Here is a 24,659-nt window from a genome sequence, read left to right on the forward strand (position 1 = left end):
CGTCACCCTCCTGACGACTGTTCAGATGACAACCGTCTCCACCACCGGACCCGCCCTCCGCACGGCGTCGCACCCCGGACACCCCGCCGACGGCGCCGTCCGGCGACCAGCAGGGAGGATCCGTGGGAGACCCGCACCCGACCCCACCCACACTCCGGGCCACCGGACTCGGCCGCACCTTCGGCCGCGGCCCCGGCCAGGTGTCCGCGCTCGGCCCGCTGGACCTGGACGTCGGCCGCGGCGAATTCGCCTGCGTCGTCGGCCCGTCCGGCTGCGGCAAGTCCACGCTGCTGCGCATCGCGGCCGGATTGCTCCGCCCCAGCGCCGGACGCCTCGAGATCCGCGCGGAGACCGACCGCCCGGCAGCGATGATCTTCCAGGACTACGGCATCTACGACTGGAAGACCGTACTGGCCAACGTCCGCTTCGGCCTCGACATCCAGCGCGTACCCCGCAAGGACGCCGACGCCAAGGCCCACGACTGGCTCGTCCGCCTCGGCCTCGACGACTTCGCCGACGCCTACCCGGCCGCCCTGTCCGGCGGCATGCGCCAACGCGTGGCCATCGCCCGCGCCCTGGCCGTGGAGCCCGAGATCCTGCTGATGGACGAGCCGTTCGCCGCACTGGACGCCCAACTCCGCACCATCCTGCAGGACGAGCTCCTCGAGCTCACCCAGACCACCCGCACCACCACCCTCTTCATCACCCACAGCCTCGAGGAGGCGATCGTCCTCGGCGACCGCGTCCTGGTGATGTCGGCCCGTCCGGGGCGGATCATCGCCGAACGCCGGCCGCCGTTCGGCCGGCCGCGCTCCGGCGACGTCCGCGACACTCCCGAATTCGCCCGCCTCAAGCGCGAGTTGTGGGACCTGCTGCGCAGCGAGGTCCGCACCGAGGCGGTGCCGGCATGACCACACTCACCAAGATTCCCGAGGACGACGTACTGGTCAGGGAGCCGGGACCGCAGGAGCTGAGCCCGCAGCGCACCCACCGCAGGCGCCGCGCCCTGGAGGTCTCCCTGGCCGTGGCCGTGCCCGTCGTCCTGCTCCTCGTCTGGCAACTGGCCGCCGTCCAGGGCTGGATCGACGACCGCATCTACCCGGCCCCGCAGACCATCGTCGAGGACGGCTGGCAGCGCGCGGCCGACGGCGAGCTGTGGCCGGACGTGTGGGCCACCCTCAAGCGCGTACTCGGCGGCTACGCCATCGGCACCGTCTCCGGCTACGCCCTCGGCCTCCTGATGGGCTCGCTGTCCCTGGTACGGGCCGCCCTCGAACCCCTCCTCGACGCCCTGTACGTCGTGCCGAAGCTGGCCCTCCTGCCGATCTTCCTCAACATGTTCGGGCTCGGTGAAGGCCCGCAGATCGCGCTGGTCGCGACCACCGTCTTCTTCTTCGTGTGGATCTCGACGATGGCGGCCGTGCTCGCCGTGCCCGCGGGCCACCGGGACGCGGGCACGGTCTTCGGCGCCTCCCCGTGGCAGATGTTCCGGCACGTCCTGCTGCCCGCCTCGCTGCCCGCGGTCCTGGTGGGCGCGCGGATCGCGGCAGGAGTGGCGGTCCTGGTGATCGTCGCGTCCGAGTCGATCGCCGCAGCCGACGGGCTCGGACATCTGATCTTCGACGCGCGGGCGCTCTTCCAGAACGACGTGATGTTCGTCGGCATCGTCTGCGTCGCCCTGCTCGGTGTCCTCTTCTCCGAACTGGTCCGTCTCGGGGGCCGGTTGCTCACTCCATGGGCGCCGCGCGACCGAGGGCGCAGCCAGTCCTGACCCCGCCACCGCCGCTTCCCGTACGTGAGGATCACGCCCCATGCGCACCGGAACGAACCCGCACCGCACCACCGCCGCGACCTCGCACAGGCGGCGCCCCGCCGTCGCGGTCGCCCTGCTGACCGCCGGCGCCCTGCTCGTCTCCGCGGGCTGCGCCGCGGAGGACGACGAACCGTCCGCCGGATCCGCGAAACCCCGCACCGTCAAGGCCGTCAAGGGCTGCGGCCCCGGCAGCTGGACCGACCACACCGACCTGGCCGAGAACCGCAAGCCCGCCCGCTGCGAGAAGGGCGCACCGGCCCCGAAGCCCTTGAAGGCGAAGAAGAAGATCACCCTCGCCACCGGAACGCTCAGCGCCGAGTACGTCGCCCCCTTGCAAATGGCCGCCGAGAAGGGCGAGTTCGCGAAGGAGGGACTCGATGTCGACCTCAAGGTGCTGCCCACCCCGGACGCCCTGCCGCTGCTGGCCAAGGGCGACATCGACGCCCAGTGGGCGGCCCCCGAGGCAGCCGTGATGAACGGCATCGACGGCGGCTTCGACATCAAGTGGGTGGCCGCCAATTACTCCCCCGCCCCCGACTCCCGCAGCGGCCTGTGGGTGCGCCTGAAGAAGGGCCAGAAGGCCGATCACGTGCCGATGGCGGACCGGAAGGTCGGCACCATGATCGGCAAGGGCTCGGTGATCGCGTACCCGATGGGCAAATCGCTCCGCAAGCACGGCGGCGGAATCGACAAGGTGCAGTTCCAGCAGCTCGGCTCGGCCGATGTACTCACCGCGCTGCAGAACGGCGGCGTGGACTCGGCCTGGCTCCTCGACCCGGTCTGGCGCAAGGTCGACGGCGATCCGAAGTACGCCTTCCTCGGCGGCCAGCCGCTCGGTGAACCGCTCGGCGGCCTTCTGTTCGGTCCGAACCTCCTGTCCAAGGACGTCGACGCCGGCGTCGCCTTCCTGCGCGCTTACGTCCGGACCGTGAACACGTACTTCCGCGGGGACTACAAGGCTGACGCCGCGTTCGTCACGGAACTGGCGAAGCTGCTGAAAGTCGATGAGTCGATCCTGAAGTCGACACCGTCGCTGCGGATGGACTGGGAGATCCGCAAGGGCACCACGGACCGCCTGCAGCAGGCGTACGCCGATGCCGGGGTGGCGGAGGGCGACAAGGTGCCCGAGTCGAAGGCCGTGGACCGCTCGCTGTACGCGGAGGCGGTGGGCCACCGCGAGTGAGCCCGCGCAGAGCCGGACACGGGGACTGAGCCCGCACAGAACAGAACATGACGAAGGCCCGGATCCCATGGGATCCGGGCCTTCGTCTTCAGTAGCGGGGACAGGATTTGAACCTGCGACCTCTGGGTTATGAGCCCAGCGAGCTACCGAGCTGCTCCACCCCGCGCCGTTGTGTTGCAACCGTACGTCAGAGGCGACGACCAGCGCAAATCCGTTCCCCGAGGGCCCGCAGCCGGCCCGTCCGGCCCGAGAGGCAGCGCCTCTCAGGCCGTGAGCTCCTGCTGCAGCGCCTCCCGGAGGCGCCCCGCACGCTCGGCCACCTCCGCCGGCCCGAGCTGGACTGCCCGGTCGCACCAGCGGCGCCCCTCGGCAAGCTCCCCGCGCCGTGCGTGAAGCAGCGCGAGACGCAGCGCGGCCCGCCCGTGGCCCGCGTCGGCGGCCCGCGTCCACCACAGCAGCGCCTCCGGCTCGCTGCCCTCGCGAGCCAGCAGCAGACCGAGGTTGAACGCGCCGTTCCGGCTGCCCGCCTCGGCCGCCTCTCGGTACCAGCGAGCCGCCTCGACGACATCACCGCGCGCGGAGGCGAGCATTCCGACCCGCACCTGGGCCTTGCGGTGGCCGAGATCGGCCGCGCGCTCGTACCACTCCTCGCACTCGGTGCGCCCGGTCACGGCCTCGCCGAGCACCACGTCGCGGTGGTCACGCCGGTCGAGCAGGGCACCGAGACGGTACGCCGCCTCCGCACTGCCGCCGCCCGCCGCACCCCGCAGATGCCGCTCCGCACCCCTGCGGTCGCCCTCGCGCAGCCGCGCGATGCCTACCTGCAGGGCGGCCTCGGTGTGCCCGGCCGCGGCGGCCCGCTCGTACCAACCGAGCGCGACCTCCTCCTCGCCGCGGCCCGCGTGCAGAATGCCCAGATTGAACGCGGCGTCGACGCTGCCCGACTCTGCCGCCTTGGAGAACCAGGGCTGCGCCCCCGCGGTGTCGCCGACCTGCAGGAGCAGGACGGCGAGCGCATTGGCCGCCTCCCGGTGACCCGCGTAGGCGGCACGGCGGTACCACTGCTCGGCCTGGACGGTGCGAGCCCCCTCGGCGCAGAGCAGGCCGAGGTTGTACGCACCGTTCACATCGCCCGCGTCCATCGCGGCCCGGTACCAGCGCTCGGCGGTCTGGGTCTCGCCGCGCTCGGCGTGCAGGGCACCGAGCGCGTTGGCCGCGTTCCCGTCGCCGTCCTTGGCCGCACGGTGCCACCACAGCGAGGCGTTCTTCTCGTCACCGGCGTCACGCAGCAGGAATCCCAGCGCGCAGGCGGCACGCGACTCGCCGTCCTTGGCGGCCGACAGGTACCAGCGCCCCGCCTCCTTCAGCTCACCGCGCTGTTCGAGGATGACGCCGAGGTGCAGCGCCGCCCTGCGGTGCCCGCGCGCGGCCGCCTGCCGGTACCACTGCTCGATCTCCTCGGCCGGCGTGAGCCGTCGTGCCCCGTCGGGCGCCGCGTCGGGAGTCGTGCCCGCACTCGGCGCAACCTCCTGGGTGTCGGACCCCGTGCCGTCGGCGGCCTCCGTGGCGGTACCGTCACCGCCGACCACCAGGCGTGCGGAGTCCAGGAGTTCGGCACCCAGGACGATCGCCTCGGCCGGGATCCGGCCGGACGGCGCGACCGCACGCCGCACCGCGGCCCGGCCGTGCAGACCCGTCACGTCCGGGTCCTGGCCCGCGTCGGCGGCAGCGGTGCGCTGCAGCGCCCGGGCCAGCCGGTACGCCGCCTCCCGGTGGCCGCGCTCGGCAGCAGTACGCATCCACCGCTCGGCCCCTACGTCACCACGGTGCTCGAGAAGGTCGGCGAGGGCGTACGCACCGAGCGTGTGGCCCTGCTCGGCGGACTGGCGCAGCCAGTACTCGGCGGCGGGCTCGTCACCCCGCTCACGGTGGTGCCGTCCGAGCGCGTGTGCGGCCGCGGAGGAACCCGCGACAGCGGCGATCCGCCACCAACCGGCGGCCTCGTCGGCGTATCCACGCTGGTGGAGCAGGACACCGAGGTTGTTCGCGGCGGCACGGTCGCCGTCCGCGGTGGCGGCGCGCAGATGGGGCTCCGCGCCGTCCAGGTCACCGCGGCGCAGCAGCAGCGCGCCGAACCTGCTCATGGCGGCGGTCTCGCCCGCCTCGGCGGCGGCACGGTGACGTGCCTCCTCGACCGCCGCACCGGGTTCTTCCCGGACGGTCGGCTGTGTAAGTCGCCCTGTCTCCAACAGAGTTGCCCTGTCCCCCATAACGTCCATCGTCGCACCACCCGTCACCCGGGTACACCTGGTATAGCGCAGCCAGGGAGGTCACTTCAGCGTTTTGTCGACATGCCCACAGAGAGATAAGTCAAACACGGAACTCCCAACTCCCCTACGGTGGCGCGCTGATGGCGCACTCAGGGGGCACGGACGGCGCACGTACGCCTGCGCGAAAAAGATCCCCCACAGCGCATGACGAAGGCCCGGATCCTCAAAGGGATCCGGGCCTTCGCCTTCAGTAGCGGGGACAGGATTTGAACCTGCGACCTCTGGGTTATGAGCCCAGCGAGCTACCGAGCTGCTCCACCCCGCGCCGTTGTGTTGCAACCGTACCACGGTGCGGGGGCGGTCCCGACCAGCGCTTTCGGCCGGGACCGCACAGCTCAGGCCGAGCCGCCACCACCTTCTTCGTCGGCCTTGCCGCCGTCTTCGCCGTCGCCCTTCGCGCCGCCCTCCTTGTCGGCGCCGCCCTTCTCGTCGCCGCTCGCCGCCTCGGCGTCGGCCGCGCGCTGCAGGGCTTCCTGGAGGTCCTTCTGGGCGTCGCCGTAAGCCTTCCAGTCCTGCTTCTGCAGGGCCTTCTCACCGGCTTCCATCGCGTCCTGGGCGTCCTTGAGGGCTTCCTTCACCGTGGGATCGGCCGACGGTGGCGTATCGCCCGGATCCGTCGGTGGCGGATCCGTCCCGTCCTCGGCCTGCTGTCCGAAGACCGCGTCGAAGCCCTCGGCCAGCGAGTTCTTGAACACGACCTCACGGTTGTACGAGACGCCGACCTTCTTCAGGAGCGGGTAGTTGGCGCTGCCACCCTTGACGTAGACCGGCTCGACGTACAGGAAGCCGTCGTTGAACGGGACGGTGAGCAGGTTTCCGTAGACGATGTCCGAGTCCGTACCTCTCAGGTTCCGGACGAACTCGGCGACTTCGGGATCGCCGTTCAACTCACTCTGCACCTGTTGTGGGCCTGGTACGTCGGACTTCACGTTCAGCACTCTTATCGTGCCGTAGTCATCGCTGGTGGCATCCGCGTCGACCGACATGAACGCCCCGAGGTTGGGTCGCCCGTTGGGTGTGAAGGTCGTCGTCAGCGAGAACTTCTGCTGGTCCTGCCCCGGCATCTTGAGGCTCAAGTAGTACGGCGGAACCGAGTTCTTGTCCTTGTTGGTCGGGTCGTCCGGGACCTGCCAGACGTCGGAACCGCTGTAGAACTGCGCCGGGTTCTGCACGTGGTAGCGGGTCATGAGCTCTCGCTGGACCTTGAACAGGTCCTGCGGGTAGCGCATGTGCTCACGCAGCTCGGCGGAGATCTCGCTCTTCTTCTCGACGGTGTCCGGGAACGCCTTCATCCAGGTCTTGAGGACCGGGTCCTTCTCGTCCCACTGGTAGAGCTTGACCTTGCCGTCGTAGGCGTCGACCGTCGCCTTCACCGAGTTGCGGATGTAGTTGACCTGGTTCTCCTGAGCCACCACCGCACGCTGGTTGTTCGCCGCGGTCAGCGAGTCGGCAGTGGTGTCACCGAGCGTCGTGCGCGAGGCGTACGGATAGCCGTTCGACGTGGTGTAGGCGTCGACGATCCACTGGATCCTGCCGTCGACCACGGCCGGGTAGGCGTCGCCGTCGATGGTGAGCCAGGGGGCCACCGCCTCGACGCGCTCCTTCGGGGTGCGGTTGTACAGGATCCGCGAACCCTCACCGATCGCTCCGGAGTACATGATCTGCGGCTCGCTGAACGAGACCGCGTACGCCGCCCGGTTGATCGGGTTGGAGAGATTGACGCCGCTGTCGCCCTTGTAGCTCGTGTTCTGCTCGCCGTCGGACTCGTAGTCGAGTTCCTTCTGCGGGCCGCCCACGATGGAGTACTGGCTGGTCTTCTCGCCGTAGTAGATCCGCTGCTCGTACTTCTGCTTGTCGAACTGGCCCTTGGTGGGCAGGCCCGACTCGGTGAACTCCGGGGCGCCGGCCGGGTCGGCCTTGGGGTCCGTGCCGGTGCCCTTGGCGGTGATCGCGCCGAAGCCGTGGGTGTACGTGAAGTGGTCGTTGATCCAGTTGCGCTTCGGGATGCCGTCGAGGTCGAGCTCGCGCAGACCGATGACCGTGTCCTGCTCCTTGCCCTTGGCGTCCTTGTAGCGGTCGACGTCGAGGGTGCTCGGGAACTGGTAGTACTTACGCTCTCGCTGGAGCTGGTCGAAGGTCGGACCCACCACGTTCGGGTCGATCATGCGGTAGCTCGCCTGGGCGTCGGCCTGCTTGCGCTGGGCCTCCTTGGCGGAGCCCTCCGGCGCGGTCTTGCCCCGGCCGGAGTAGTCCTTCACGTCCGCGCTGTCGATGCCGTAGGCGTCGCGGGTGGCCTGGATGTTCTCCTTGATGTACGGAGCTTCCTTGGCCTGCTCGTTGGGCTCGACCTGGAACTTCTGGACGATGGCCGGGTAGAGGCCGCCGATCAGGATCGCGGAGAGCACCATCAGGCCGAAGCCGATGACCGGCAGCTGCCAGGTGCGGCGCCACAGCGTCGCGAAGAACAGCACCGCACAGATCGCCGCGATGCAGAACAGGATCGTCTTCGCCGGCAGATACGCGTTGGCGTCGACGTAGCGCAGGCCCGTCCAGTTGCCGGTGGCCTTGAAGTCGCTGGACTTCACCGCCAGGCCGTACCGGTCGAGCCAGTACGCCACCGCCTTCAGCGTCACGAAGACGCCGAGCAGCACCGACAGATGGCCGGTGGCCGCGCCGGTGGCCCGCGCTCCCGGGCTGGTGACCCGCAGTCCGCCGTACAGGTAGTGCGTCACCGCGGCGGCGATCAGCGACAGCACGGCGGCGGCGAAGCCGAAGCCGAGCAGGAAGCGGTACCAGGGCAGGTCGAAGGCGTAGAAGGAGACGTCGAGTCCGAACTCGGGGTCCTTCTGGTTGAACGGCACGCCGTTGATCCACATGAGCCAGGTGCGCCACTGGCCCGACGCGGACGCTCCCGCGATGAGGCCGACAAGAGCGGTGATCCCGATCAGGATCCACTTCTTGTACGGCGCGATGCCCATGCGGTAGCGGTCGAGGCTCTGTTGCTCCATCGACATGGCGCTCAGCGGGGGCCTGAGCCGGTGGGCCAACCAGATGTTCACCCCCACGGCTGCAGCCATCAGCAGGCCGAAGACGAAGAAGAGACCGATCTTGGTCCACAGGGTGGTGGTGAAGACTGACGAGTAATCGACCGAGCGATACCAGAGCCAATCGGTCCAGAACCCCGCAAACATGACGAACGCCATGGCCAGTACGGCCAGGACGCCCAAGGTCATGAGCAGGGTCCGGGCCCGCCGGGACGGTCGGCCGACTCTGATCCGTGGCCCCGTCGGGCCTCCGCCGCGGTCCGGCATCTGGAAAGCCAAGGTGCGCACCTCGAAGTTCGCTGTTGTGGGAGCAGGCTCCGCGATCGTAGAGCCCACCTATGCAACTTACTGAAGCTTTACTCAGTTCCCGATACCGGGTACGAACCAGGCAGGATGTCGGGCATGCCCAATCACACTCCTTCCGGGTCCCCGATGACCGCAAGTCCGCTCACTCGTGCGGTCCTCGAGATCGACGAGTACGTCGCCGGTCTCGGCTGGGACCGGCCCGCACTTCTCTTCGCCCTGGTCGACACCGCTTCGCTGCGCGGCCAGGAGCCCTCCCTCGCCGACCGAATCGGCCTCACCGGCGAGGAGGCCGAGGGCAATCTGACCCCCATCGAGCAGGAGGAACTGCCCGCCGGCACCCCTCTCGACGAATTCCTCGGCACCATCGCCTGGCCGGACGCGGTGGCCGGCTGCGCCCTCACCGTGGAGCGTCTGATGCTGCCGCCGAGCGCCGAGAGCTCGGTGCCCGAAGGCCTCGACGAGAGCGGTCTGAACCGCTGGGTCGCCGAGCATCCGGACCGTCAGGAGGTCCGTATGACCGTGGCGGTGCTGCGGGACGGCAGGCGCGAGTCCGCGCTGCGGCTGCGTGAGAAGGACGCCTCGACGGAGGTCCTGACGGGCGCCGGCCTGGTGCCGGGGCTCGCGGAGGCGCTGGCGGCGACGTTCGCCGAGTAGGGCCCGCCCGCGGGGCCCTGTGCGGTGGCGCAGGGCCTGGCGAGCCGTCAGCTCGTGGAGCACCCGGGCAGGTCGCCGGTGCGGCCCGCAGCGATGTCGTCCAGGGAGTCGCGGGCGTCGTCGATGGTCTTCACCTTGACCAGCGTGAGGCCGTCGGGCACGTCCTTGGCTGCGGTCGCGCAGTTGTCCTCGGGCGTGAGGAAGTACTTGGCGCCCTTCGCGCGCGCTCCGACGGTCTTCATCGAGATGCCGCCGATGGGACCGACCTTGCCGGCCTCGTCGATGGTGCCGGTGCCGGCCACGAACTTCCCGCCGGTCAGATCCTCGGGTGTCAGTTTGTCGACAATGCCGAGGGCGAACATGAGGCCGGCGCTCGGCCCGCCGACATCGGCGAGCTTGATGTCGATGTCGAACGGGAACGTGTGGTCGGTCCCGGCCTGGATGCCGACGAACGCCCGCCCGTCGTCCTCGGCCGCCTGTGTGGTGACGGAGACCTTCTCGCTGCCGGTGGGCTCCTTGCCCGCCTTCTCGGCGGCGGCCGCCTCCTTGGCGGGGATCACGGTGAACTCGACGCGCTGGCCCGGCTTGTGGCCGGTGACGGCCTTCACCACGTCCTGCGGCTGCTTGATCGCCTTACCGTCCACGGACTTGATGACGTCGCCTGCGTGCAGCCTGCCCTGGGACGGGCTGTCCTTGACGACGCTCGCCACCACGACCCTGGTCTTCACCGGGATGTCCAGTTCCTTGAGGGCCGCCACCTTGGCGCTCTCCTGGGACTGGCTGAATTCCTCGGCGTTCTCCTGGGTCGACTGCTCCTCGGTCTTGCCGTCCGGATACAGGGTCTCGTGGGGCACCACGATGTTGTCGTGGCCCAGCCAGCCGGCCATCGCCTGCACGACGTTCATGTTGAACTCGGCGCTGGTGACCCGGACGGTGGTCATGTTCAGGTGACCCGACGTCTCGTACGTCTTGCGGCCGGAGATCTGCAGCACCGGTTCACCGCCGTGGTCGCCGAGGGTGTTCACCGTCGGGCCCGGGGACATCTCCGAGTACGGGACTTTGATCAGCACGCCCGCGCAGATCAGCGCGATCAGCAGCAACGTGGAAGCGAGCATGGTCGCGGTGCGGCGTGGCATGGAACGACAGTACGGGACAAGACTGTCAGTCCACCGCCCGGGCCGGTCCGTCCGGGAAGCGGAGTCCTGCCGGTGGTCCGCGGGCCCCGGCCCGCCGGTCAGGCCGCGTCCGAATGGGTTTCGGTCTCCATCGCGGCGCGGAACTTGGCGTATCCGGCGAGCTCCGCGATGTCTTCCGTACGGCGGTTACGAGCCGCCCAAGTACCCCACACGCCCGCCCCGATCGCAGCGACAAGCGGAATCAGCAACCAAGCGAGTGCTGCCACGCCGACCTCCCGACCCCATGTGCGAGCGCAACTGACTGATCAGCAGATTAACCAATCTCATTGTCAACGCTCACCGCAGGGGGTCGGTTACGCAACTCGAGTCACGCCGCCGGGAGTCAGCAGGCGCCGACCCACTCCTCGGTACCGTCCGAGAAGCGCTGGTGCTTCCAGATCGGCACCTCGTGCTTGAGGTCGTCGATCAGCTTGCGGCAGGCCGCGAAAGCCTCCGCCCGGTGCGGGCAGGACACGGCGACGATCACCGCTTTGTCGCCGACCTCCAGGTCACCCACCCGGTGGACCGCCGCGAGCGCACGGACCGGATACTCGGCGACCACTTTCTCGGCGACGCGGCGCAGCTCGGCCTCGGCGGAGGGGTGACTGGAGTAGCCGAGCGCGTCCACGTCGGCACCGCCGTCGTGGTTGCGGACGGTGCCCACGAACAGGGCCGTGCCGCCGGCCGCGGAGTCCTGCACAGCGGAGTGCACCTCGTCCAGGGAGAGCGGGGTGTCGCGGATCGCGAGCAGCCTGATCGGGTCCGCTGCCGCCTGCTCGCCTGGGTGTTCGTACCGTGCTGACATGGCCCCATCGTGCCGCACCGCGCCGACATCGTGGAACAGCTCGAACCGCCGGGGTACGACGGTGCCTGTCGGAGACTCCTCCAAGGCCGCTGATCGCGTCGACCGCGGGCTCTGTGGATGGGTCTCTGGAGACCGCTGATTGCGTACGTCGCGGATCACGCACCGGGAGAGGGGGGTGCACGCGCGCGTGGGACCCGTTTTCGCTGTCGCAAAGGGGTGCCACGCGCGCGTGGGTTCCGGCGCCGGTCGCCGGGCGGAGCGGTCAGATGCCGCGGCGCCGGCGGGCCCGCCGCACCACTGCGGCGGCGCCGAGCAGTGCCACGGTCGCGCCCGCCGCTCCGGCGGCACCCGCGACGGTGGCGTCCTTGCGGCCGAGCCTGCGGCCGGCCACGGTGTGCCGTCCGTCGACCTCGTCCAGGAGCTCGGCGAGGACCTCCTCGTTGGTCCACTGCGGCCGCCAGCCCGCGTCGTGCAGCCTGCTGACACTGACCACCCAGGGGTACATCGTGTACGCGAGGTCACCGGCGGGCGACGGGGTGAGGCCGATCCGGTGCAGCCGTGCCGCGGCGCCGAGGGCGACCGTCGAAGGCAGTTCCATCCGCCGGATACCGCTGAGCTCCTCGATCTCCTCCTGCTCCAGCCAGCCGTCGCAGCCGACGGCGAGCTCGCCCTCGACCTTCTCCAGGGCCGCGTACTCGAGTGCCGAGCACAGGTCCTCGACGTGGCAGAACTGCCAGACCGGCCGCGAGCCCGCCACCACGAGCAGCCTGGGCGACTCGAAGTACCTGGTCAGAGCGGTGTCGGTGTCACCGACCAGGACGGTGGGGCGTACCACGGTGACGTTCAGGCCGGGGTGCGCACGGGGGGCTCTGCGGGCGAGCCGCTCGATCTCCAGCAGGTCGCCGACGCCGGTGGCCTCAGCGGTCGCCTTCAGTTCGGCGTCCTCGGACAGCGGCAGCTCGTTCTCGGGGAGCGCGCCGTAGACCATGGCCGAGGTGCACAGGACGACTCGGCGTACGCCGGCGGCCGCGGCGGCGGTCAGCACGGTCTGGGTTCCCCGCACGTTGAAGGCCGTGCGGGCTGCCTGATCGGATTCGAGGTCGAGATCGAGGGCGAGGTGGACGACGACGTCGACACCGCGCAGTTTCTCGGCGATGGCCGGGTCACGTACGTCGAGGATGTGCCACTGTGCGCCGGCGCAGTCGCCGCGGCGCTCGTCGATGGCCACGACCTCTTTGATCTCCTCCGATGCGGCCAGGCGCTCCGTCAGCCGGGCGCCTACGCCCGACCCGGCACCGGTGACCGCGACGACGGGGCCCCGCGTCGAAGGGGTTGAGTGGTTTCGCGCTACGCGAACCTGTGGATCTGGGGAACTCACCGGGCGTCTCCAGCGGTTGTCTTCAGTACGTACGTGAACAACGCGTGCGTACCAGGTGGCGTCCATCCTGCCGCAGCCCGCGCGGCGGCGGAGCACCGAGCCCCGAAGCGGCCACGGTGTCTACGCTGGGTGGCACAGTCGGGCAGTCGCCGTCGGCATTCAGTCGGCGGCCCTACGAGCCGAGGATTCCCGTGAGTGACACCCCATTCGGATTCGGCCTTCCGCCGGAGGAGCCGGACGACGGCGACGAGGGCAAGAAGAAGGACACCCCCGGTGGCGGACAGGGCGCCGGCGGCACGCCGAACAACCCGTTCGGTTTCGGAGGGCTGCCGGGCGGCAGCGGCGGTGAGGGCGGTGACAACCCGTTCGCCGCCATGTTCGGTTCGATGAATCCGAACGACCTGGGCGCCGCCTTCCAGCAGCTCGGCCAGATGCTCTCCTACGAGGGCGGCCCGGTGAACTGGGACATGGCCAAGCAGATCGCCCGCCAGACGGTGGCCCAGGGCACCCAGGACGGTACGAAGGACGCCAGCGTCGGCCCCGCCGAGCGCGCCTCCGTCGAGGAGGCCGTACGCCTGGCCGACCTGTGGCTGGACGGCGCGACGTCGCTCCCGTCGGGCTCCGGCAGCGCGGTGGCCTGGTCGCGGGCGGAGTGGGTCGAGGCGACCCTGCCGGTCTGGAAGGAGCTCGTCGACCCGGTCGCCGAGCGGGTCGGCTCCGCCATGGGCGACGTACTGCCGGAGGAGATGCAGGCCATGGCCGGCCCGCTGCTCGGCATGATGCGTTCCATGGGCGGCGCCATGTTCGGCCAGCAGCTCGGGCAGGCGCTCGGCGTGCTCGCCGGTGAGGTCGTCGGCTCCACCGACATCGGGCTGCCGCTCGGCCCGGCCGGGAAGGCGGCCCTGCTCCCGGTGAACATGGGCGCGTTCGGCAAGGACCTGGGCGTGGAGCCGGACGAGATCCGGCTCTACCTGGCACTGCGCGAGGCGGCCCATCAGCGGCTCTTCGCCCACGTGCCGTGGCTGCGCTCGCACCTGTTCGGCGCGGTCGAGGGGTACGCGCGCGGGATCAAGGTCGACACCAGCAAGCTGGAGGACGTGGTCGGCCAGCTCGATCCGTCGAACCCGGAGCAGCTGCAGGACGCCCTGCAGCAGGGCATGTTCCAGCCGGAGGACACCCCCCAGCAGAAGGCCGCCCTGGCCCGTCTCGAGACGGCCCTCGCCCTGGTGGAGGGCTGGGTGGACGCGGTGGTGCACGAAGCGGCGAAGGACAGGCTGACGTCGGCCGCTGCGCTCCGCGAGACCCTGCGCCGACGGCGCGCCTCCGGCGGTCCCGCGGAGCAGACGTTCGCCACGCTGATCGGGCTCGAGCTGCGGCCGCGCCGACTGCGGGACGCCTCGCGACTGTGGGCGTCGCTGACGGACGCGCGCGGCGTGGACGGCCGCGACGGCCTCTGGGAGCACCCGGACATGCTGCCCACGGCCGAGGACCTCGACGACCCCGACGGCTTCGTGCACCGCGAGCAGCTGGACTTCTCCGAGATCGACAAGATGCTGGGCGAGGCCGCGGGCGGCAAGCCGGATCTGCGCAAGAGCGAGGAGTCCGCCGCGGACGGGCCCGGAGAGGCGGACGGCTCCGGCTCGTCCGGCGGCTCCTCCACCGATCCGGGGCGCGAGGGCGGCAAGAGCGACGAGGACGGCGCGTGAGCCTGCGCGCCGACGCGGAGTCCGTCCTGAAGGAGTACGACTCCCAGGACGAACTGCGCCACCTGTATCTGGACCATCTGGCAGCCCACCCGGACGGGATGTGGAAGGCCTGCACCGCCGGGCATCTCACGGCGAGCGCCCTGGTGTTCGATCCGGAGCGCGGCCAGGTATTGCTGACCCTGCACAAGAAGCTGCGGATGTGGCTGCAGATGGGCGGCCACTGCGAACCGGAGGACGCCACTCTGGCGGAGGCGGCGCTGCGTGAGGCGAGCGAGGAGTCCGGCATCGAGGGGCTGACCTTGCTGCCGGGCGGGCCGGTGCGTCTGGACCGGCACCCGATTCCCGCACCCTGCCACTGGCATCTGGACGTGCAGTACGCGGCTCTGGCACCGCCCGGCTCCGTCGAGGCCATCAGCGACGAGTCCCTGGACCTGCGTTGGTTCGCCTACGACGAAGTGCCCGATCTGGGTGACACATCGGTGGCGAGGTTGACGGAGGCGACGCGGATTCGCGCCGGGGTCTGACGCGTCGAGAGCACGGTCAGGACATCGGTAAGGGGCGGTCGCCATGGCGACCGCCCCTTACCGTTCTCGGTTCTCTCCGCTGCCCCGGTTACGTCATCGGGGCACGCGGGTCACTCCCAGGCGTTGCCCCGGTTCTGGCCACGCGCACCCTGCTGCCCCATGCCGTACTGGGCGGCCATGCCCTGCAGGGCGACGTTCTGCGGCGGGAGCACCTCGCTGGGCTGGACCAGGGCGAAGCCCTCGCCCATGAAGCTGAGCTCCCAGCCCTCGCCGGTGTTCCCGCGCCGGCGCCGGATCCCTGAGCTGTGGGTCTGCGCCTGCATCTGGACCCGCAGCGAGTTGGACCAGGCGACGATCGCGTCCGCGTCCGCGTTGACGTACTTCTCCGGCGTGACCTGCATCATCAGCGGCTGGCCGGAGGTCATCAGCGCGACCTTGCCGCTGCCGGAGATGTTCAGCTGGTACTTGCCGGAGCCGGAGATGCCGAACTGGCTGTCCACGGCGACGACTTCGGTGTGCAGTACGGAGTCCATCGCGAGGACGTACGCACTGTCGACGGTGAGACCGCGCTGGTCCACGTCGACGATGTGCACGTACTGCGCGAGGTTCGCCAGATAGACCGTGCCCTGGCCGGAGCAGCGCATCAGGTCGAGGCCCTCACCGGTGTTGGCGCGGGCACGCTGTTGGCCGGGGGTCCGGTACTCGCCGTCGAACTCGATGAGTCCCTGGTAGGCGACCATCGAACCCTTGCGGGCGAGGACGTCGTCGTGGCCCTCGAGGGCCACGCGGAGCAGCTGTGGATTCTGCGGCGCGTAGCGCTCCTGGGTCTGCTGCTCGGTGTAGGAAAAAAGCGGGCTCTGCATGTGTCTTCGCTCCCCCTAGCCCCGTACCCGGAGGCGGTCTGTGCTGTCCTCGCTCGGCTGGACGACGACGATGCCCTGCCCGGAGAACGCCATCTGGTAGGCCTCGCCACTGCCGCGGCCGATCATCGAGGTGGCCTTGAAGCTGCGCTTGCCCTTGACCTTCAGTCCCGGCGACCAGGCGACGAGGGCGTCCGGGTCGACGTACGTCTCGTCGTCGCCGCGTCCGCAATCGACGACGATCGGGGTGCCGCGCGAGGTGAGCGCGACCCAGCCCTGGCCGGCCACCTGCACGTTCCACAGGCCCTGGCCGGCGAACTTGGCCAGCCCCTTGACGCGCTCGACGCCCCACTGCAGGGATGCGTCGAAGGCGAGCAGATTCGTGCCGTTGACCGACAGTGCGTCTCCGTTGAGGTTGATCACCACGACGTCCGCGCCGTAGTCGGCGAGGTAGAGCAGACCGTCGCCGCTGGCCTTCATGAGCGGGGTGCCCTCGCCGGTGATCCAGGCGCCGGCGATCTGACGGACGGCCGGCGGATTCGGCTCGTACTGGACGAATCCCTCGTACGCGGCCATCGAACCGGTGCGGGCGTAGAGGTCCTGTCCGCTCTGCATGGCGATCTTGACCATGCTGGGGCCGTGGTTCTCCATGCGGGCCGTGACGGGGGCCGGGGCGAAGCCCGCGAGCTGCTGATTCATGACTTCGCTCCCCTTAGATCTCGTAGGGCTGGACGACGATGAAGTTGCCGGGCGCGCCGCGGAACTGGAGGTTCACGGTCTCGCCGCTGTGGCCGGGGAAGGCCTGCCTGCGCAGCCTCACCTGGCTGGAGATGATCACCTGGGAGGCGGCCGACCAGGCCACCACCGCATTGGCGTCCGCGAAGGTGGTCGGCGTCACCGGGAGCACCACGGGCGTGCCCTTGGTCTTCACCACAACGGTGCCGGTGCCCTGGAACTGCATGGTGAACAGGGCGCCACCCGGGATGCCGTGTCCTTCGATACGGCGGACCTCGTGCTGCAGGGACTCGTCGAACGCCAGGACGTTCTCCGCGGAGACGCAGACCGCGTCGCCCTGAAGCTCGATGGGGTGCACATACGACTCGTTGTCGGCGAGGAAGACCTGGCCGCGGCCGGTGCAGCGCATCAGCTGCATCTCCTGGCCGGTGGCGTTGCCGACGATGCGGCCCGCGAAACCGGCGCCCTTGTAGCTGAAGTCGACCTTGCCCTGGTAGAGCACCATGCTGCCCTGGCGGGCGAGCACCGGCTGACCGTCGGCGCCGAGGTCGACGCGGACCAGCTGCTTGTTCTGCTGGGTCCAGCGCTGGCCGGTGGGCGCCTCACGGTACTTCTCGAGTGCGGCCGCGATACCGGGGCCGGTCCCCGCGGCACCCCCCGGTGTGCCGTACGGCGCCGGTGCACCGGGCTGGCCGGGGAACTGGCCGCCCGGCTGCTGCCCGTATCCGGGCGGCGGGGGCGGCTGGCCGTATCCGGGCTGGGGCTGCTGGCCGTACCCCGGAGGCGGCGGGGCCTGCCCGGGCACCTGGCCGAACTGCTGCTGCGGCGGCTGTCCGTGCGGCGCGGGGGGCGGAGGCGGCACGGCGCCGCCCGGCGGAGTCAGAGGGGCGGCGATGGTGGGCGCCGCATGCACGTTCGGCGCGGCAGGCGCCGGAGCGGGCGGGTTACCGCCCTGCGGTGGCGCGAAGTTCTGCGCGGGCTGCGGCTGCTGAGGTGCGGGCTGCGACGGTGCGGGCTGCTGGGGAGCGGGCGCCGGGGCGGCCGGTCCGGGAGCGCCGAAAGCGGGAGCCGGGGCCGGGGCCGGCGCAGGCGCCGGGGCGGCGCCACCAGGAGGCGGCGCGAATCCGGGGGCGGCACCCTGCGGTTGCTGCGCGGCGGGCTCCTCCTCCGCGACCTCTCCCCCGAAGTTCTTGAGCAGCGCGTCGAGGCCGCCGTCGAATCCTTGCCCGACCGCGGCGAACCGCCAGACGTCCTTCAGATAGAAGTCGCCCAGCATCACGGCGCGTTCGGTGGAGAACTCCGAGCCGTTGAACGCGTATCGGGCCACCTCCTCGCCGCCGGCAACGATGCGCACGTAGCCGGGGGCGATCTGCGACATCTGGCCGTCGCCGTCGATGGTCGCGGTGAACGACAGCTTCTGGATCTGCTGCGGAATCCGGTCGAGCGTGATGCGGAAGGACTCGGTGTCCCCCGCCTGCGCTCCCAGCAGCTGAATCGACTCCTCAGGGGATTTCGGCTGGTTGAAGAACACGAAATAACGGTCGTCCGACAGGCGCTCGGCAGCGTCCAGACCGAAGCAGCTGATGTCGAAGGTCAGCCCCGGGGCGGAGATCTGCACGCCTACGTACAGATCCGTGCCCGCGGTGAGGTCACTGATCTTGGCCTTGTGGCCGCGTTGGAATTCCCTGGCCATGCGTAACGACCGTCCCCCATCCGGAAAGTGATTGCGTCGCGTCAGGCTAACCGCTGACGCCGACAACGAGCCAAGCCGGGACGGAGCCGGTACACAATCGCCGCTTCCACGGCCGAGCTGCCCGGATTCGACCCTCTTTGCCGCCCCGTTCCCCGCGACTTGGGCGTTACAGGTCCGGCAAGGGTGGCGTCACAGAGCCGGCCGGGTCACTCGTCACGAGCAGCCGGCTGGTGGGGCAGGCGGTCGGCGGCGACCACGCCTTCCAGATAGCCACGCGCGCGTTCCGTACGCGGATAGGCCTCGAGGAGACTCCAGAAGCGCGGACCGTGCCCGGGCACCAGCAGATGTGCCAGTTCGTGCAGCAGCACGTAGTCGACGACGTACTCCGGCATGCCCTGCAGTCGGTGCGAGAGCCTGATACTTCCCTCGGACGGGGTGCAGGATCCCCATCGGGTGTTCTGGTTGGTCACCCAGCGCACCGAGGTCGGTTGCGCCCGCCCGTCGAAGTACTGCCCCGAGAGGCGCTCGGCGCGCTCGGCGAGCTCGGTGTCCCCCAGCAGTCGCTTGCTCTCCTGGGCCTCGAGCTTGTCCAGCATCACGTTCACCCAGCGGCGTTCCTCGGCCTCGGACATCCGGGCCGGGATCAGCACGATCGTGCGATCGCCCTCGCGGTAGGCGGACACGGTCCGCCGCCGCCGTGCGCTTCTTCGCACCTCGACCGCACTCGTCGCCGAGCCGCTTGACGGCTGGCTGGACGTGCGGCGCTGCGGGCTCGCAGCTCGGTGCAGAGGGTCGGCGGGCACGCCCCGACGTTACCTGTTGGCGGTCCGGGAAGTCCCGACCCCGGCACGGTTCTCTGCCGATCGACGCACCCCGCCTCCGCTCGTACGACTATCACCCACCGCCTGTGGACAACTTCGCACGGCCCAACGCCTCCCCGGGCAAGCTGAGTTCAGCCCGCCCGACCACATGGCCGGACCCGGGCCGCCCCGTCCTCACCCACGACACGCACGGGAGAAGTTGTGCACGGATACGCGACTACGACCGAGACTTCACCTCGCGCAAATCACCCAAAACGCAATGAACCCGCTGAACGGGAGGTCCAGGCGAGAGGAACCGGTGGACGAGGAGTCCCACGAGCACGAGGAGTACGGCGAACACGGGCAGAGCAGCAGCGTGCCCCTTCCGCTTCCTCAGCCCCCGGCGGCCTCCCGCCGACCGCCCGCGTCGCGCACCCGCTGCTCAATCCGACGCTGCGCCGTGCCTGGCGGGACCTGACGACCGTGCAGTGCGGAATCACCCCCGCGCACGCCGTCACCATCGGCCCGGTCGACCCCGCCACGGCGACACTGATGAACCTCTTCGACGGCACCCGCGGAGTCCCCCTGCTCCAAGAGGAGAGCAGGCGGCTCGGACTCCCCGAAGAGCACCTGGACCGCCTCCTCACCCGCCTTTCCGCAGCCGGCCTGCTGGACGACGCGACCGGCGGCGGCCCCGCGGCGGACGCCCTGCGCAAGCAGCCCGCCGTACTCCAGCGCCTGCGCCCCGACCTGACATCCCTGTCGCTCGCCGACCGTTCCCCGGGCGGTGGCCTGCGGCGCGCCGCAGCGCGCCGCACGATGAGCGTGCAGGTGCGCGGCGCCGGCCGGGTAGGAGCCCTGATCGCCGCCACGCTCTCGGCCGCAGGGGTCGGCAGCGTCGACGTCATGGACGGCGGCCAGGTCGAACCATCGGACGTCTCACCCGGCGGGCTCCCGCCCGAGTCCATCGGAGAGCGCCGCGATGTCGCCGCCCGACGCCTCGTACGTCGCTGCGCGCCCGGCGGTCCGCGAGCAGGTCCCGCTCCCGGTGAATGGCCCACGTCCCGGCACGGACCGCCCGTGCCGCAGCCGGGTTTCGCCCTTGTCGTCCTCGCCCCGAGGGAAGGGCTGACGGCCTACGCACCGGATCCGGCAGCCGCCGCGGAGCTCATGGCCGCGGGGACGCCTCACCTCTACGCGGGCGTCCTCGAGGCAACCGGCATGGTCGGTCCGCTCGTCCTGCCAGGAGGGACAGCCTGCGCGGGCTGCCTCGATCTGGGGCGCGCCGACCAGGACCGCGGCTGGCCGCGGATGCTGGCACAGTGGCGCTCGGGCCGACGCACTCCCGTCCAGGCCTGCGACCTCGGTCTCGCCACGGCCGTCGCGGGCACGGCGGCGGCCCACGTACTGGCAACGCTCGACGGCGGGTGTCCCAGCTCCACGGGGGTGCGCTGGGAAGCTCCACTGCCGGGCATCGACTGGCGGCCGCGGCACGTCCCGCCGCATTCGGACTGCACCTGCGGTGCCGCACGGACGAACGAGAGGGAGGACACTTCGGCGTCAGGACCACCGCACGAGACAATGGCCGAGTAGGCGCCTGGCAGGGCGTGGCAGTCTGGGTTTTGGAGGGGCGCATGTCTGATCTTCCCCGGAAGGCGGTCACCCGTACCGCCAAGCTGGCCGCGCTGCCGCTCGGCTTCGCCGGCCGCGCCACATGGGGCCTGGGCAAGCGGATCGGGGGCAAGCCGGCCGAAATCGTCGGCCGTGAGCTGCAACAACGCACGGCGGAGCAGCTGTTCAAGGTCCTGGGCGAACTGAAGGGCGGAGCGATGAAGTTCGGGCAGGCACTGTCCGTCTTCGAATCGGCACTGCCCGAGGACGTCGCCGGACCCTACCGAGCCGCACTCACCAAGCTGCAGGAAGCAGCTCCCCCGATGCCCAGCAGCACCGTTCACGGCGTACTGGCGGCGCAGCTCGGCGAGGACTGGCGCGAGTTGTTCGACGAGTTCGAGGACAAGCCGGCCGCGGCCGCGTCGATCGGCCAGGTCCACCGGGCCGTATGGCACGACGGGCGGGAGGTCGCGGTCAAGGTCCAGTATCCGGGCGCCGGCGAGGCACTGCTGTCGGACCTGGCACAGCTGAGCCGGTTCGCCCGGCTGCTCGGGCCGCTCGTCCCCGGCATGGATGTGAAGCCCCTCATCACCGAGCTGCGCGACCGCGTATCGGAGGAGCTGGACTACGACCTCGAGGCCGAGGCCCAGCGGACCCATGCCGAGGAGTTCGCCGGAGACCCGGACGTCGTGGTGCCCGCCGTGGTGCATCAGTGCGACCAAGTCCTGGTCACCGAGTGGATCGACGGGATCCCACTCGCCGAAGTGATCTCCGACGGAACGGACGAACAGCGGGACAGGGCTGGTCAGTTGCTGACGCGTTTCCTGTTCTCCGGACCCGCCAGAACCGGGCTTCTGCATGCGGACCCGCACCCGGGCAATTTCCGGCTGCTCCCGACGGACGAGGAAGGCGTGGAGACCTGGCAGTTGGGCGTGCTCGACTTCGGCACCGTCGACCGGCTCCCGGGCGGACTGCCGGACACCGTCGGTACTTCGTTGCGCCTGACGATCGATGGCTACGCGGAAGCGGTGTACGAGGCTCTCTGCGAGGAGGGGTTCGTGAAGAAGGACATCGACCTCGACCCGGGAGAGGTACTCGAGTACCTGCTGCCGATCATCGAGCCGGCGCAGGCGGAAGAGTTCACGTTCAGCCGGGGCTGGATGCGCAGCCAGGCCGCGCGGATCGGCGATCCCCGCTCACCCGCCCACCAGTTGGGCAAGCAATTGAATCTGCCGCCGTCGTACCTGCTGATACACCGCGTGACGCTCAGCACGATCGGCGTCCTGTGCCAGTTGGGTGCCACGGTACGGATGCGGGACGAACTCGAGGAGTGGCTGCCGGGATTCGACTGCCCTACCCAGGCCGACGCTTCTGCGTAGTCACTCCCGCACGTAAGGCGAGGCGCGGGGGTGACGATGGCACGCGTTGAAATCACCAAGCCTGCTCAGCCTTCACGCGGTCGAATCTGCGACCCGAGGGGGACTTCAGCGAGCGAACCCGGCCGCCACAGCGCGGAACTCATCGCGGCTGTAGGCGGACCAGCCCCCGACGAAGAGTCGGCCAGGCCCGGAGACTCGCGCCCCAGAGCCAGGAGGTTATGACAGGCCGTCACCCCCGAGCCGGGGCAGGAAACGGCCTGGGCAGGAAACGTTCACCGCACCGTGGGCCTGGACGTGGGTGGAGTGGCCCTGCTCGCTCACGAGCCGGTCACGGTTGCGAGCGTCCACCGTCAACGCCCCGTTTCCCACCACTTCACGGGCGTCGCCCAGGACATGCGCCGTCACCGCCACACCGGAGAAGTCAGCGTCAGCGAGGGCCGGTTCGACCACCGCCAGGGAGCCGGGGTACGCCTGGACAAGGGCGGGCCACTCCGCCGTCGAGGATCGCTGCGCGAAGGGCCGTTACTGCGCAGCACCCTTACCAACCTAGCTGCGAGGACTCCGCCTTGATCGTCGTGGGCGACGCCGATGTCCCTGTCGTGGAACTCCAGCGCCTGCATGTCTCGGCGAAGACCCCGGAAACGGCCGGAGTTCCGGCGATCCGCCGGCCCGTCGGACCCCGGCGACCCCGTCAGCAGCGATCGAGGTCCACGAGCACCGCGCCCGGCAGCTGCCCTCTTCGTACGCTGCACGACCGGATCGGCCCGTGCAGGTACCACCTCGCATCCGCCAGGACCACTCGCCCCCGGCAGGTCGTTCTGCGCTCCCACCCGCACACGTGGCGGGACATGCACGAGGTCACCCAGGGCGCGACCACCGGAGCCGTCCAGCATGCGAGCAGATCGATTTCATATGCGGAACACCGCGAGCGCCTCGCCGAAGACCCGCGAGCCGTCGCTCAACACCCCGCCAACCATCCGCCTACGGAGGCGAACACGCGGCACTTCCGCCCAACCCTGCTGCAGGGCGTCCGGCAGGGCTTACCACCAGCTCGAGTCGAGTCTTCCCTCGATCGCCCGGATATTCGCCCGAGCGCACGCGTCGCAGAAGTAGTGCCGGGTGCCGTTCTCGACGGAGCAGGTCCAGGTGGGCCGTTGCTCCTCGGACGAGATACCGCAGCGTGAGCAGACGACCGTGTCGGCGTCCGGCGCCGTTCCGGAGCGCGGAGACTTCTTGTCCATTTAGTGACGATATAACCGGATTGACGCCAAGGTGGCGGCAACGCACCGCGGGGACCGCTCCGTTCGGAGCGGTCCCCGCAGCAATCGTCCGGGAGCAGCCCCGTCGGCTTCCGTCCGACGGACCGGTCGGTGACATGTAGTTCCATGTCACCGACCGCAAGGCGCCTCCTGTTCAAGGGTCGTGCCCTACTGCATGACAGCCATGGCGAGCGCGCGGCGAGCACGCCGCGAGGCACGCTCGGCACGCCGCTGCATGCGGCGGGCGGCGATCAGACGCATGGTCTGTCGCTCGCTGTCCGCCTCACGCAGCCGCTCGTGCATATGCGCACGAGCCAAGGCTTCTGGTTGAAGTTGCATCTCACGGGTCCTGTTCTGACGCGGCGCGTAGGCGCCGGAGTTCGTGGTGTCCGGGGTCGCAGAGCCCACCGGCTCACTGCTGGTCGGCTTCATCGGGGCCTGCTTCATCGGGTCGTGCGTGAGGGGGCGGCTGATCGTTCCTGAGGCGTTCATGCTGCGACCGGGTTCTTCCGCGGACGGCCACGCGGACGCTTGCGGGCCACAACAACGCCCTGAACGAAGAGCTCTCCGCCCCAGACGCCCCAAGGCTCACGCCGCTCCTTGGCGCCGGCGAGGCAGGCCTCGATCAGCGGGCAGGTACGGCAGAGGGACTTGGCGTACTCGACGTCCGCCGGCGACTCGGCGAAGAAGACCTCCGGGTCGTAGCTGCGGCAGGGGACGGGTACGTCGAGGTTCTCGATGGCGTCGTCGAGCGCAGTGAGCGCGGTGAGGGGAGTCAAGGTGTTCTCCTGTGGGCCGGGCGGGGAGTGAGTCTCTGAAGGCGGTACTGGCGGGGCGTGCGTTTCGGTCTGCACGATCTGTGTCTTCCTCGTCTGGTCGTTCCGGCCGTTCGGCCGGGTGGCGGCTTGGTACCAGTCGCTGTCCCGAGGCCCCTTCACTTCGCTCTCCCGGTCGTTCGGGGAAAACAAAAGGGCCGCGGATCCCGGGTGGGGTTCCGCGGCCCTGAAGGCGCCGGCCTGATCGAGAATCAGGCTGGATCACTCCAGGGTTCGAGCCCGCGGTAGGCCCACATGTGGTGCTTCGTCCGGAATCCGGCACCGGCTGCCGCAAAGGCATAGGCCTGCGCCTGTGCCGCTGCTACTGCTTCCGGTGCCTTCGTCGGTCGCTCATTGCCCTCACGGACCTCAAGGGCCGCGAAGGACGGGGACGCCGGAAGCACGGCACGAATGCCGGACAGACCGGTTCCCTGGTACGAGTTGCCGAGGATGCACGTGGCGACGACCGAGCGATCAACGTCGGTCATTTTGATGGTGCTCTTCGTGATGCTGATCACTGGACTCGCCTCCTCTCGGCGTCTCGGGGAACTGGGATGAACCAGTCCTGGGTCTTCAAGTACAGCACGGA

The 24,659-nt window shown here is 70.0% G+C and carries 22 protein-coding genes and 2 tRNA genes; 8 read left to right on the forward strand and 16 right to left on the reverse strand.

Features of this window, described 5'->3' with window-relative positions:
* Nucleotides 1-122: 122 nt before the first annotated feature.
* From DSC45_RS16170 to DSC45_RS16180, 3 genes are read left to right on the forward strand one after another with little or no spacing between them, the layout of a single operon-like run.
* Entirely contained in the window at nt 123-911 is a 789-nt protein-coding gene (locus DSC45_RS16170; protein ID WP_119291470.1) for an ABC transporter ATP-binding protein, read from the forward strand.
* Entirely contained in the window at nt 908-1,771 is an 864-nt protein-coding gene (locus DSC45_RS16175) for an ABC transporter permease (protein WP_119291471.1), read from the forward strand. The genes DSC45_RS16170 and DSC45_RS16175 overlap by 4 nt, the downstream gene beginning before the upstream one ends.
* A 40-nt stretch (nt 1,772-1,811) precedes the next feature.
* Nucleotides 1,812-2,996 (forward strand): ABC transporter substrate-binding protein, encoded by a 1,185-nt coding sequence (locus DSC45_RS16180; RefSeq protein ID WP_119291473.1) that lies wholly within the window; start codon nt 1,812-1,814, stop codon nt 2,994-2,996.
* A gap of 92 nt (nt 2,997-3,088) precedes the next feature.
* Here the strand turns inward: DSC45_RS16180 and DSC45_RS16185 are convergent.
* The 4 genes from DSC45_RS16185 to DSC45_RS16200 form a co-directional block, all read right to left on the reverse strand.
* Nucleotides 3,089-3,162: transfer RNA gene (locus tag DSC45_RS16185), tRNA-Met, on the reverse strand.
* A gap of 97 nt (nt 3,163-3,259) precedes the next feature.
* Entirely contained in the window at nt 3,260-5,275 is a 2,016-nt protein-coding gene (locus DSC45_RS16190; RefSeq protein WP_119291475.1) for a tetratricopeptide repeat protein, read from the reverse strand.
* A 242-nt stretch (nt 5,276-5,517) separates the two neighbouring features.
* Nucleotides 5,518-5,591: transfer RNA gene (locus tag DSC45_RS16195), tRNA-Met, on the reverse strand.
* 70 nt (nt 5,592-5,661) lie between these two features.
* Nucleotides 5,662-8,637: a UPF0182 family membrane protein gene (locus DSC45_RS16200; protein WP_119291477.1), complete on the reverse strand. Its 2,976-nt coding sequence runs from the start codon at nt 8,635-8,637 to the stop codon at nt 5,662-5,664.
* A gap of 135 nt (nt 8,638-8,772) precedes the next feature.
* Here DSC45_RS16200 and DSC45_RS16205 point away from each other — a divergent pair, with 135 nt between their 5' ends.
* On the forward strand, nt 8,773-9,330 hold the full coding sequence (locus DSC45_RS16205; RefSeq protein WP_119291478.1) for a PPA1309 family protein: 558 nt from the start codon (nt 8,773-8,775) through the stop codon (nt 9,328-9,330).
* Nucleotides 9,331-9,377: 47 nt separating this feature from the next.
* Here the strand turns inward: DSC45_RS16205 and DSC45_RS16210 are convergent, their stop codons facing one another.
* The 4 genes from DSC45_RS16210 to DSC45_RS16220 all read right to left on the reverse strand — a co-directional run bounded on the left by DSC45_RS16210 (nt 9,378) and on the right by DSC45_RS16220 (nt 12,688).
* Nucleotides 9,378-10,466 (reverse strand): YlbL family protein, encoded by a 1,089-nt coding sequence (locus DSC45_RS16210; RefSeq protein ID WP_119291481.1) that lies wholly within the window; start codon nt 10,464-10,466, stop codon nt 9,378-9,380.
* 98 nt (nt 10,467-10,564) lie between these two features.
* On the reverse strand, nt 10,565-10,732 hold the full coding sequence (locus DSC45_RS35740) for a hypothetical protein (RefSeq protein WP_162929241.1): 168 nt from the start codon (nt 10,730-10,732) through the stop codon (nt 10,565-10,567).
* Between the two features lie 116 nt (nt 10,733-10,848).
* On the reverse strand, nt 10,849-11,310 hold the full coding sequence (locus DSC45_RS16215; protein WP_119291840.1) for a molybdenum cofactor biosynthesis protein MoaE: 462 nt from the start codon (nt 11,308-11,310) through the stop codon (nt 10,849-10,851).
* Nucleotides 11,311-11,572: 262 nt separating this feature from the next.
* Nucleotides 11,573-12,688 carry an SDR family oxidoreductase gene (locus DSC45_RS16220; RefSeq protein ID WP_119291483.1) on the reverse strand — a complete coding sequence of 372 codons (1,116 nt, stop codon included), beginning with the start codon at nt 12,686-12,688 and terminating at the stop codon, nt 11,573-11,575.
* Between the two features lie 191 nt (nt 12,689-12,879).
* On the opposite strand from DSC45_RS16220, the gene DSC45_RS16225 reads away from it, so the two are divergent.
* Both DSC45_RS16225 and DSC45_RS16230 read left to right on the forward strand, forming a co-directional pair.
* Complete coding sequence (locus DSC45_RS16225; protein ID WP_119291484.1) at nt 12,880-14,394, forward strand: zinc-dependent metalloprotease; 1,515 nt, start codon at nt 12,880-12,882, stop codon at nt 14,392-14,394.
* A complete protein-coding gene (locus DSC45_RS16230; protein ID WP_119291486.1) occupies nt 14,391-14,918 on the forward strand; it encodes an NUDIX hydrolase in 528 nt (175 codons plus the stop codon). Before DSC45_RS16225 ends, DSC45_RS16230 begins: the two co-directional genes overlap by 4 nt.
* Nucleotides 14,919-15,028: 110 nt before the next feature.
* Here the strand turns inward: DSC45_RS16230 and DSC45_RS16235 are convergent, their stop codons facing one another.
* The 4 genes from DSC45_RS16235 to DSC45_RS16250 all read right to left on the reverse strand — a co-directional run bounded on the left by DSC45_RS16235 (nt 15,029) and on the right by DSC45_RS16250 (nt 19,009).
* Nucleotides 15,029-15,781 (reverse strand): AIM24 family protein, encoded by a 753-nt coding sequence (locus DSC45_RS16235; RefSeq protein WP_119291487.1) that lies wholly within the window; start codon nt 15,779-15,781, stop codon nt 15,029-15,031.
* Nucleotides 15,782-15,796: 15 nt separating this feature from the next.
* Nucleotides 15,797-16,477 carry an AIM24 family protein gene (locus DSC45_RS16240; protein ID WP_119291488.1) on the reverse strand — a complete coding sequence of 227 codons (681 nt, stop codon included), beginning with the start codon at nt 16,475-16,477 and terminating at the stop codon, nt 15,797-15,799.
* Between the two features lie 13 nt (nt 16,478-16,490).
* The gene (locus DSC45_RS16245; RefSeq protein ID WP_119291489.1) at nt 16,491-18,206 is read right to left on the reverse strand and encodes a TerD family protein; all 1,716 of its coding nucleotides are present in this window, start codon (nt 18,204-18,206) and stop codon (nt 16,491-16,493) included.
* Nucleotides 18,207-18,412: 206 nt separating this feature from the next.
* Entirely contained in the window at nt 18,413-19,009 is a 597-nt protein-coding gene (locus DSC45_RS16250) for a M48 metallopeptidase family protein (protein ID WP_119291491.1), read from the reverse strand.
* A 480-nt stretch (nt 19,010-19,489) separates the two neighbouring features.
* On the opposite strand from DSC45_RS16250, the gene DSC45_RS16255 reads away from it, so the two are divergent.
* Together DSC45_RS16255 and DSC45_RS16260 are read left to right on the forward strand one after the other, a co-directional pair.
* Nucleotides 19,490-20,599 carry a ThiF family adenylyltransferase gene (locus DSC45_RS16255; protein ID WP_240434664.1) on the forward strand — a complete coding sequence of 370 codons (1,110 nt, stop codon included), beginning with the start codon at nt 19,490-19,492 and terminating at the stop codon, nt 20,597-20,599.
* A gap of 41 nt (nt 20,600-20,640) precedes the next feature.
* Nucleotides 20,641-21,996 (forward strand): ABC1 kinase family protein, encoded by a 1,356-nt coding sequence (locus DSC45_RS16260; protein WP_119291493.1) that lies wholly within the window; start codon nt 20,641-20,643, stop codon nt 21,994-21,996.
* A 1,040-nt stretch (nt 21,997-23,036) separates the two neighbouring features.
* Here the strand turns inward: DSC45_RS16260 and DSC45_RS16265 are convergent.
* The 4 genes from DSC45_RS16265 to DSC45_RS16280 form a co-directional block, all read right to left on the reverse strand.
* Entirely contained in the window at nt 23,037-23,237 is a 201-nt protein-coding gene (locus DSC45_RS16265; RefSeq protein WP_119291495.1) for a hypothetical protein, read from the reverse strand.
* Between the two features lie 186 nt (nt 23,238-23,423).
* Nucleotides 23,424-23,747, reverse strand: coding sequence for a hypothetical protein (locus DSC45_RS16270; protein ID WP_119291497.1), 324 nt, complete (start codon nt 23,745-23,747; stop codon nt 23,424-23,426).
* Nucleotides 23,744-24,109, reverse strand: coding sequence for a WhiB family transcriptional regulator (locus tag DSC45_RS16275; protein WP_119291844.1), 366 nt, complete (start codon nt 24,107-24,109; stop codon nt 23,744-23,746). The genes DSC45_RS16270 and DSC45_RS16275 overlap by 4 nt, the downstream gene beginning before the upstream one ends.
* A gap of 173 nt (nt 24,110-24,282) precedes the next feature.
* The gene (locus DSC45_RS16280; protein WP_119291499.1) at nt 24,283-24,588 is read right to left on the reverse strand and encodes a hypothetical protein; all 306 of its coding nucleotides are present in this window, start codon (nt 24,586-24,588) and stop codon (nt 24,283-24,285) included.
* Nucleotides 24,589-24,659: the final 71 nt, after the last annotated feature.

Source organism: Streptomyces sp. YIM 130001 (genome assembly GCF_003574445.1).
Classification (GTDB): domain Bacteria; phylum Actinomycetota; class Actinomycetes; order Streptomycetales; family Streptomycetaceae; genus Streptomyces.

What these genes read in the sequence shown, in the direction of transcription:
- DSC45_RS16200 (WP_119291477.1), bottom strand. Translation starts at nt 8,637, where the DNA reads ATGCCGGACCGCGGCGGAGGCCCGACGGGGCCACGGATCAGAGTCGGC.
- DSC45_RS16270 (WP_119291497.1), bottom strand. Translation starts at nt 23,747, where the DNA reads ATGAACGCCTCAGGAACGATCAGCCGCCCCCTCACGCACGACCCGATG.
- DSC45_RS16205 (WP_119291478.1), top strand. Translation starts at nt 8,773, where the DNA reads ATGCCCAATCACACTCCTTCCGGGTCCCCGATGACCGCAAGTCCGCTC.
- DSC45_RS16175 (WP_119291471.1), top strand. Translation starts at nt 908, where the DNA reads ATGACCACACTCACCAAGATTCCCGAGGACGACGTACTGGTCAGGGAG.
- DSC45_RS16215 (WP_119291840.1), bottom strand. Translation starts at nt 11,310, where the DNA reads ATGTCAGCACGGTACGAACACCCAGGCGAGCAGGCGGCAGCGGACCCG.
- DSC45_RS16240 (WP_119291488.1), bottom strand. Translation starts at nt 16,477, where the DNA reads ATGAATCAGCAGCTCGCGGGCTTCGCCCCGGCCCCCGTCACGGCCCGC.
- DSC45_RS16190 (WP_119291475.1), bottom strand. Translation starts at nt 5,275, where the DNA reads ATGGACGTTATGGGGGACAGGGCAACTCTGTTGGAGACAGGGCGACTT.
- DSC45_RS16245 (WP_119291489.1), bottom strand. Translation starts at nt 18,206, where the DNA reads ATGGCCAGGGAATTCCAACGCGGCCACAAGGCCAAGATCAGTGACCTC.
- DSC45_RS16265 (WP_119291495.1), bottom strand. Translation starts at nt 23,237, where the DNA reads ATGGACAAGAAGTCTCCGCGCTCCGGAACGGCGCCGGACGCCGACACG.
- DSC45_RS16235 (WP_119291487.1), bottom strand. Translation starts at nt 15,781, where the DNA reads ATGCAGAGCCCGCTTTTTTCCTACACCGAGCAGCAGACCCAGGAGCGC.
- DSC45_RS16210 (WP_119291481.1), bottom strand. Translation starts at nt 10,466, where the DNA reads ATGCCACGCCGCACCGCGACCATGCTCGCTTCCACGTTGCTGCTGATC.
- DSC45_RS16180 (WP_119291473.1), top strand. Translation starts at nt 1,812, where the DNA reads ATGCGCACCGGAACGAACCCGCACCGCACCACCGCCGCGACCTCGCAC.
- DSC45_RS16260 (WP_119291493.1), top strand. Translation starts at nt 20,641, where the DNA reads ATGTCTGATCTTCCCCGGAAGGCGGTCACCCGTACCGCCAAGCTGGCC.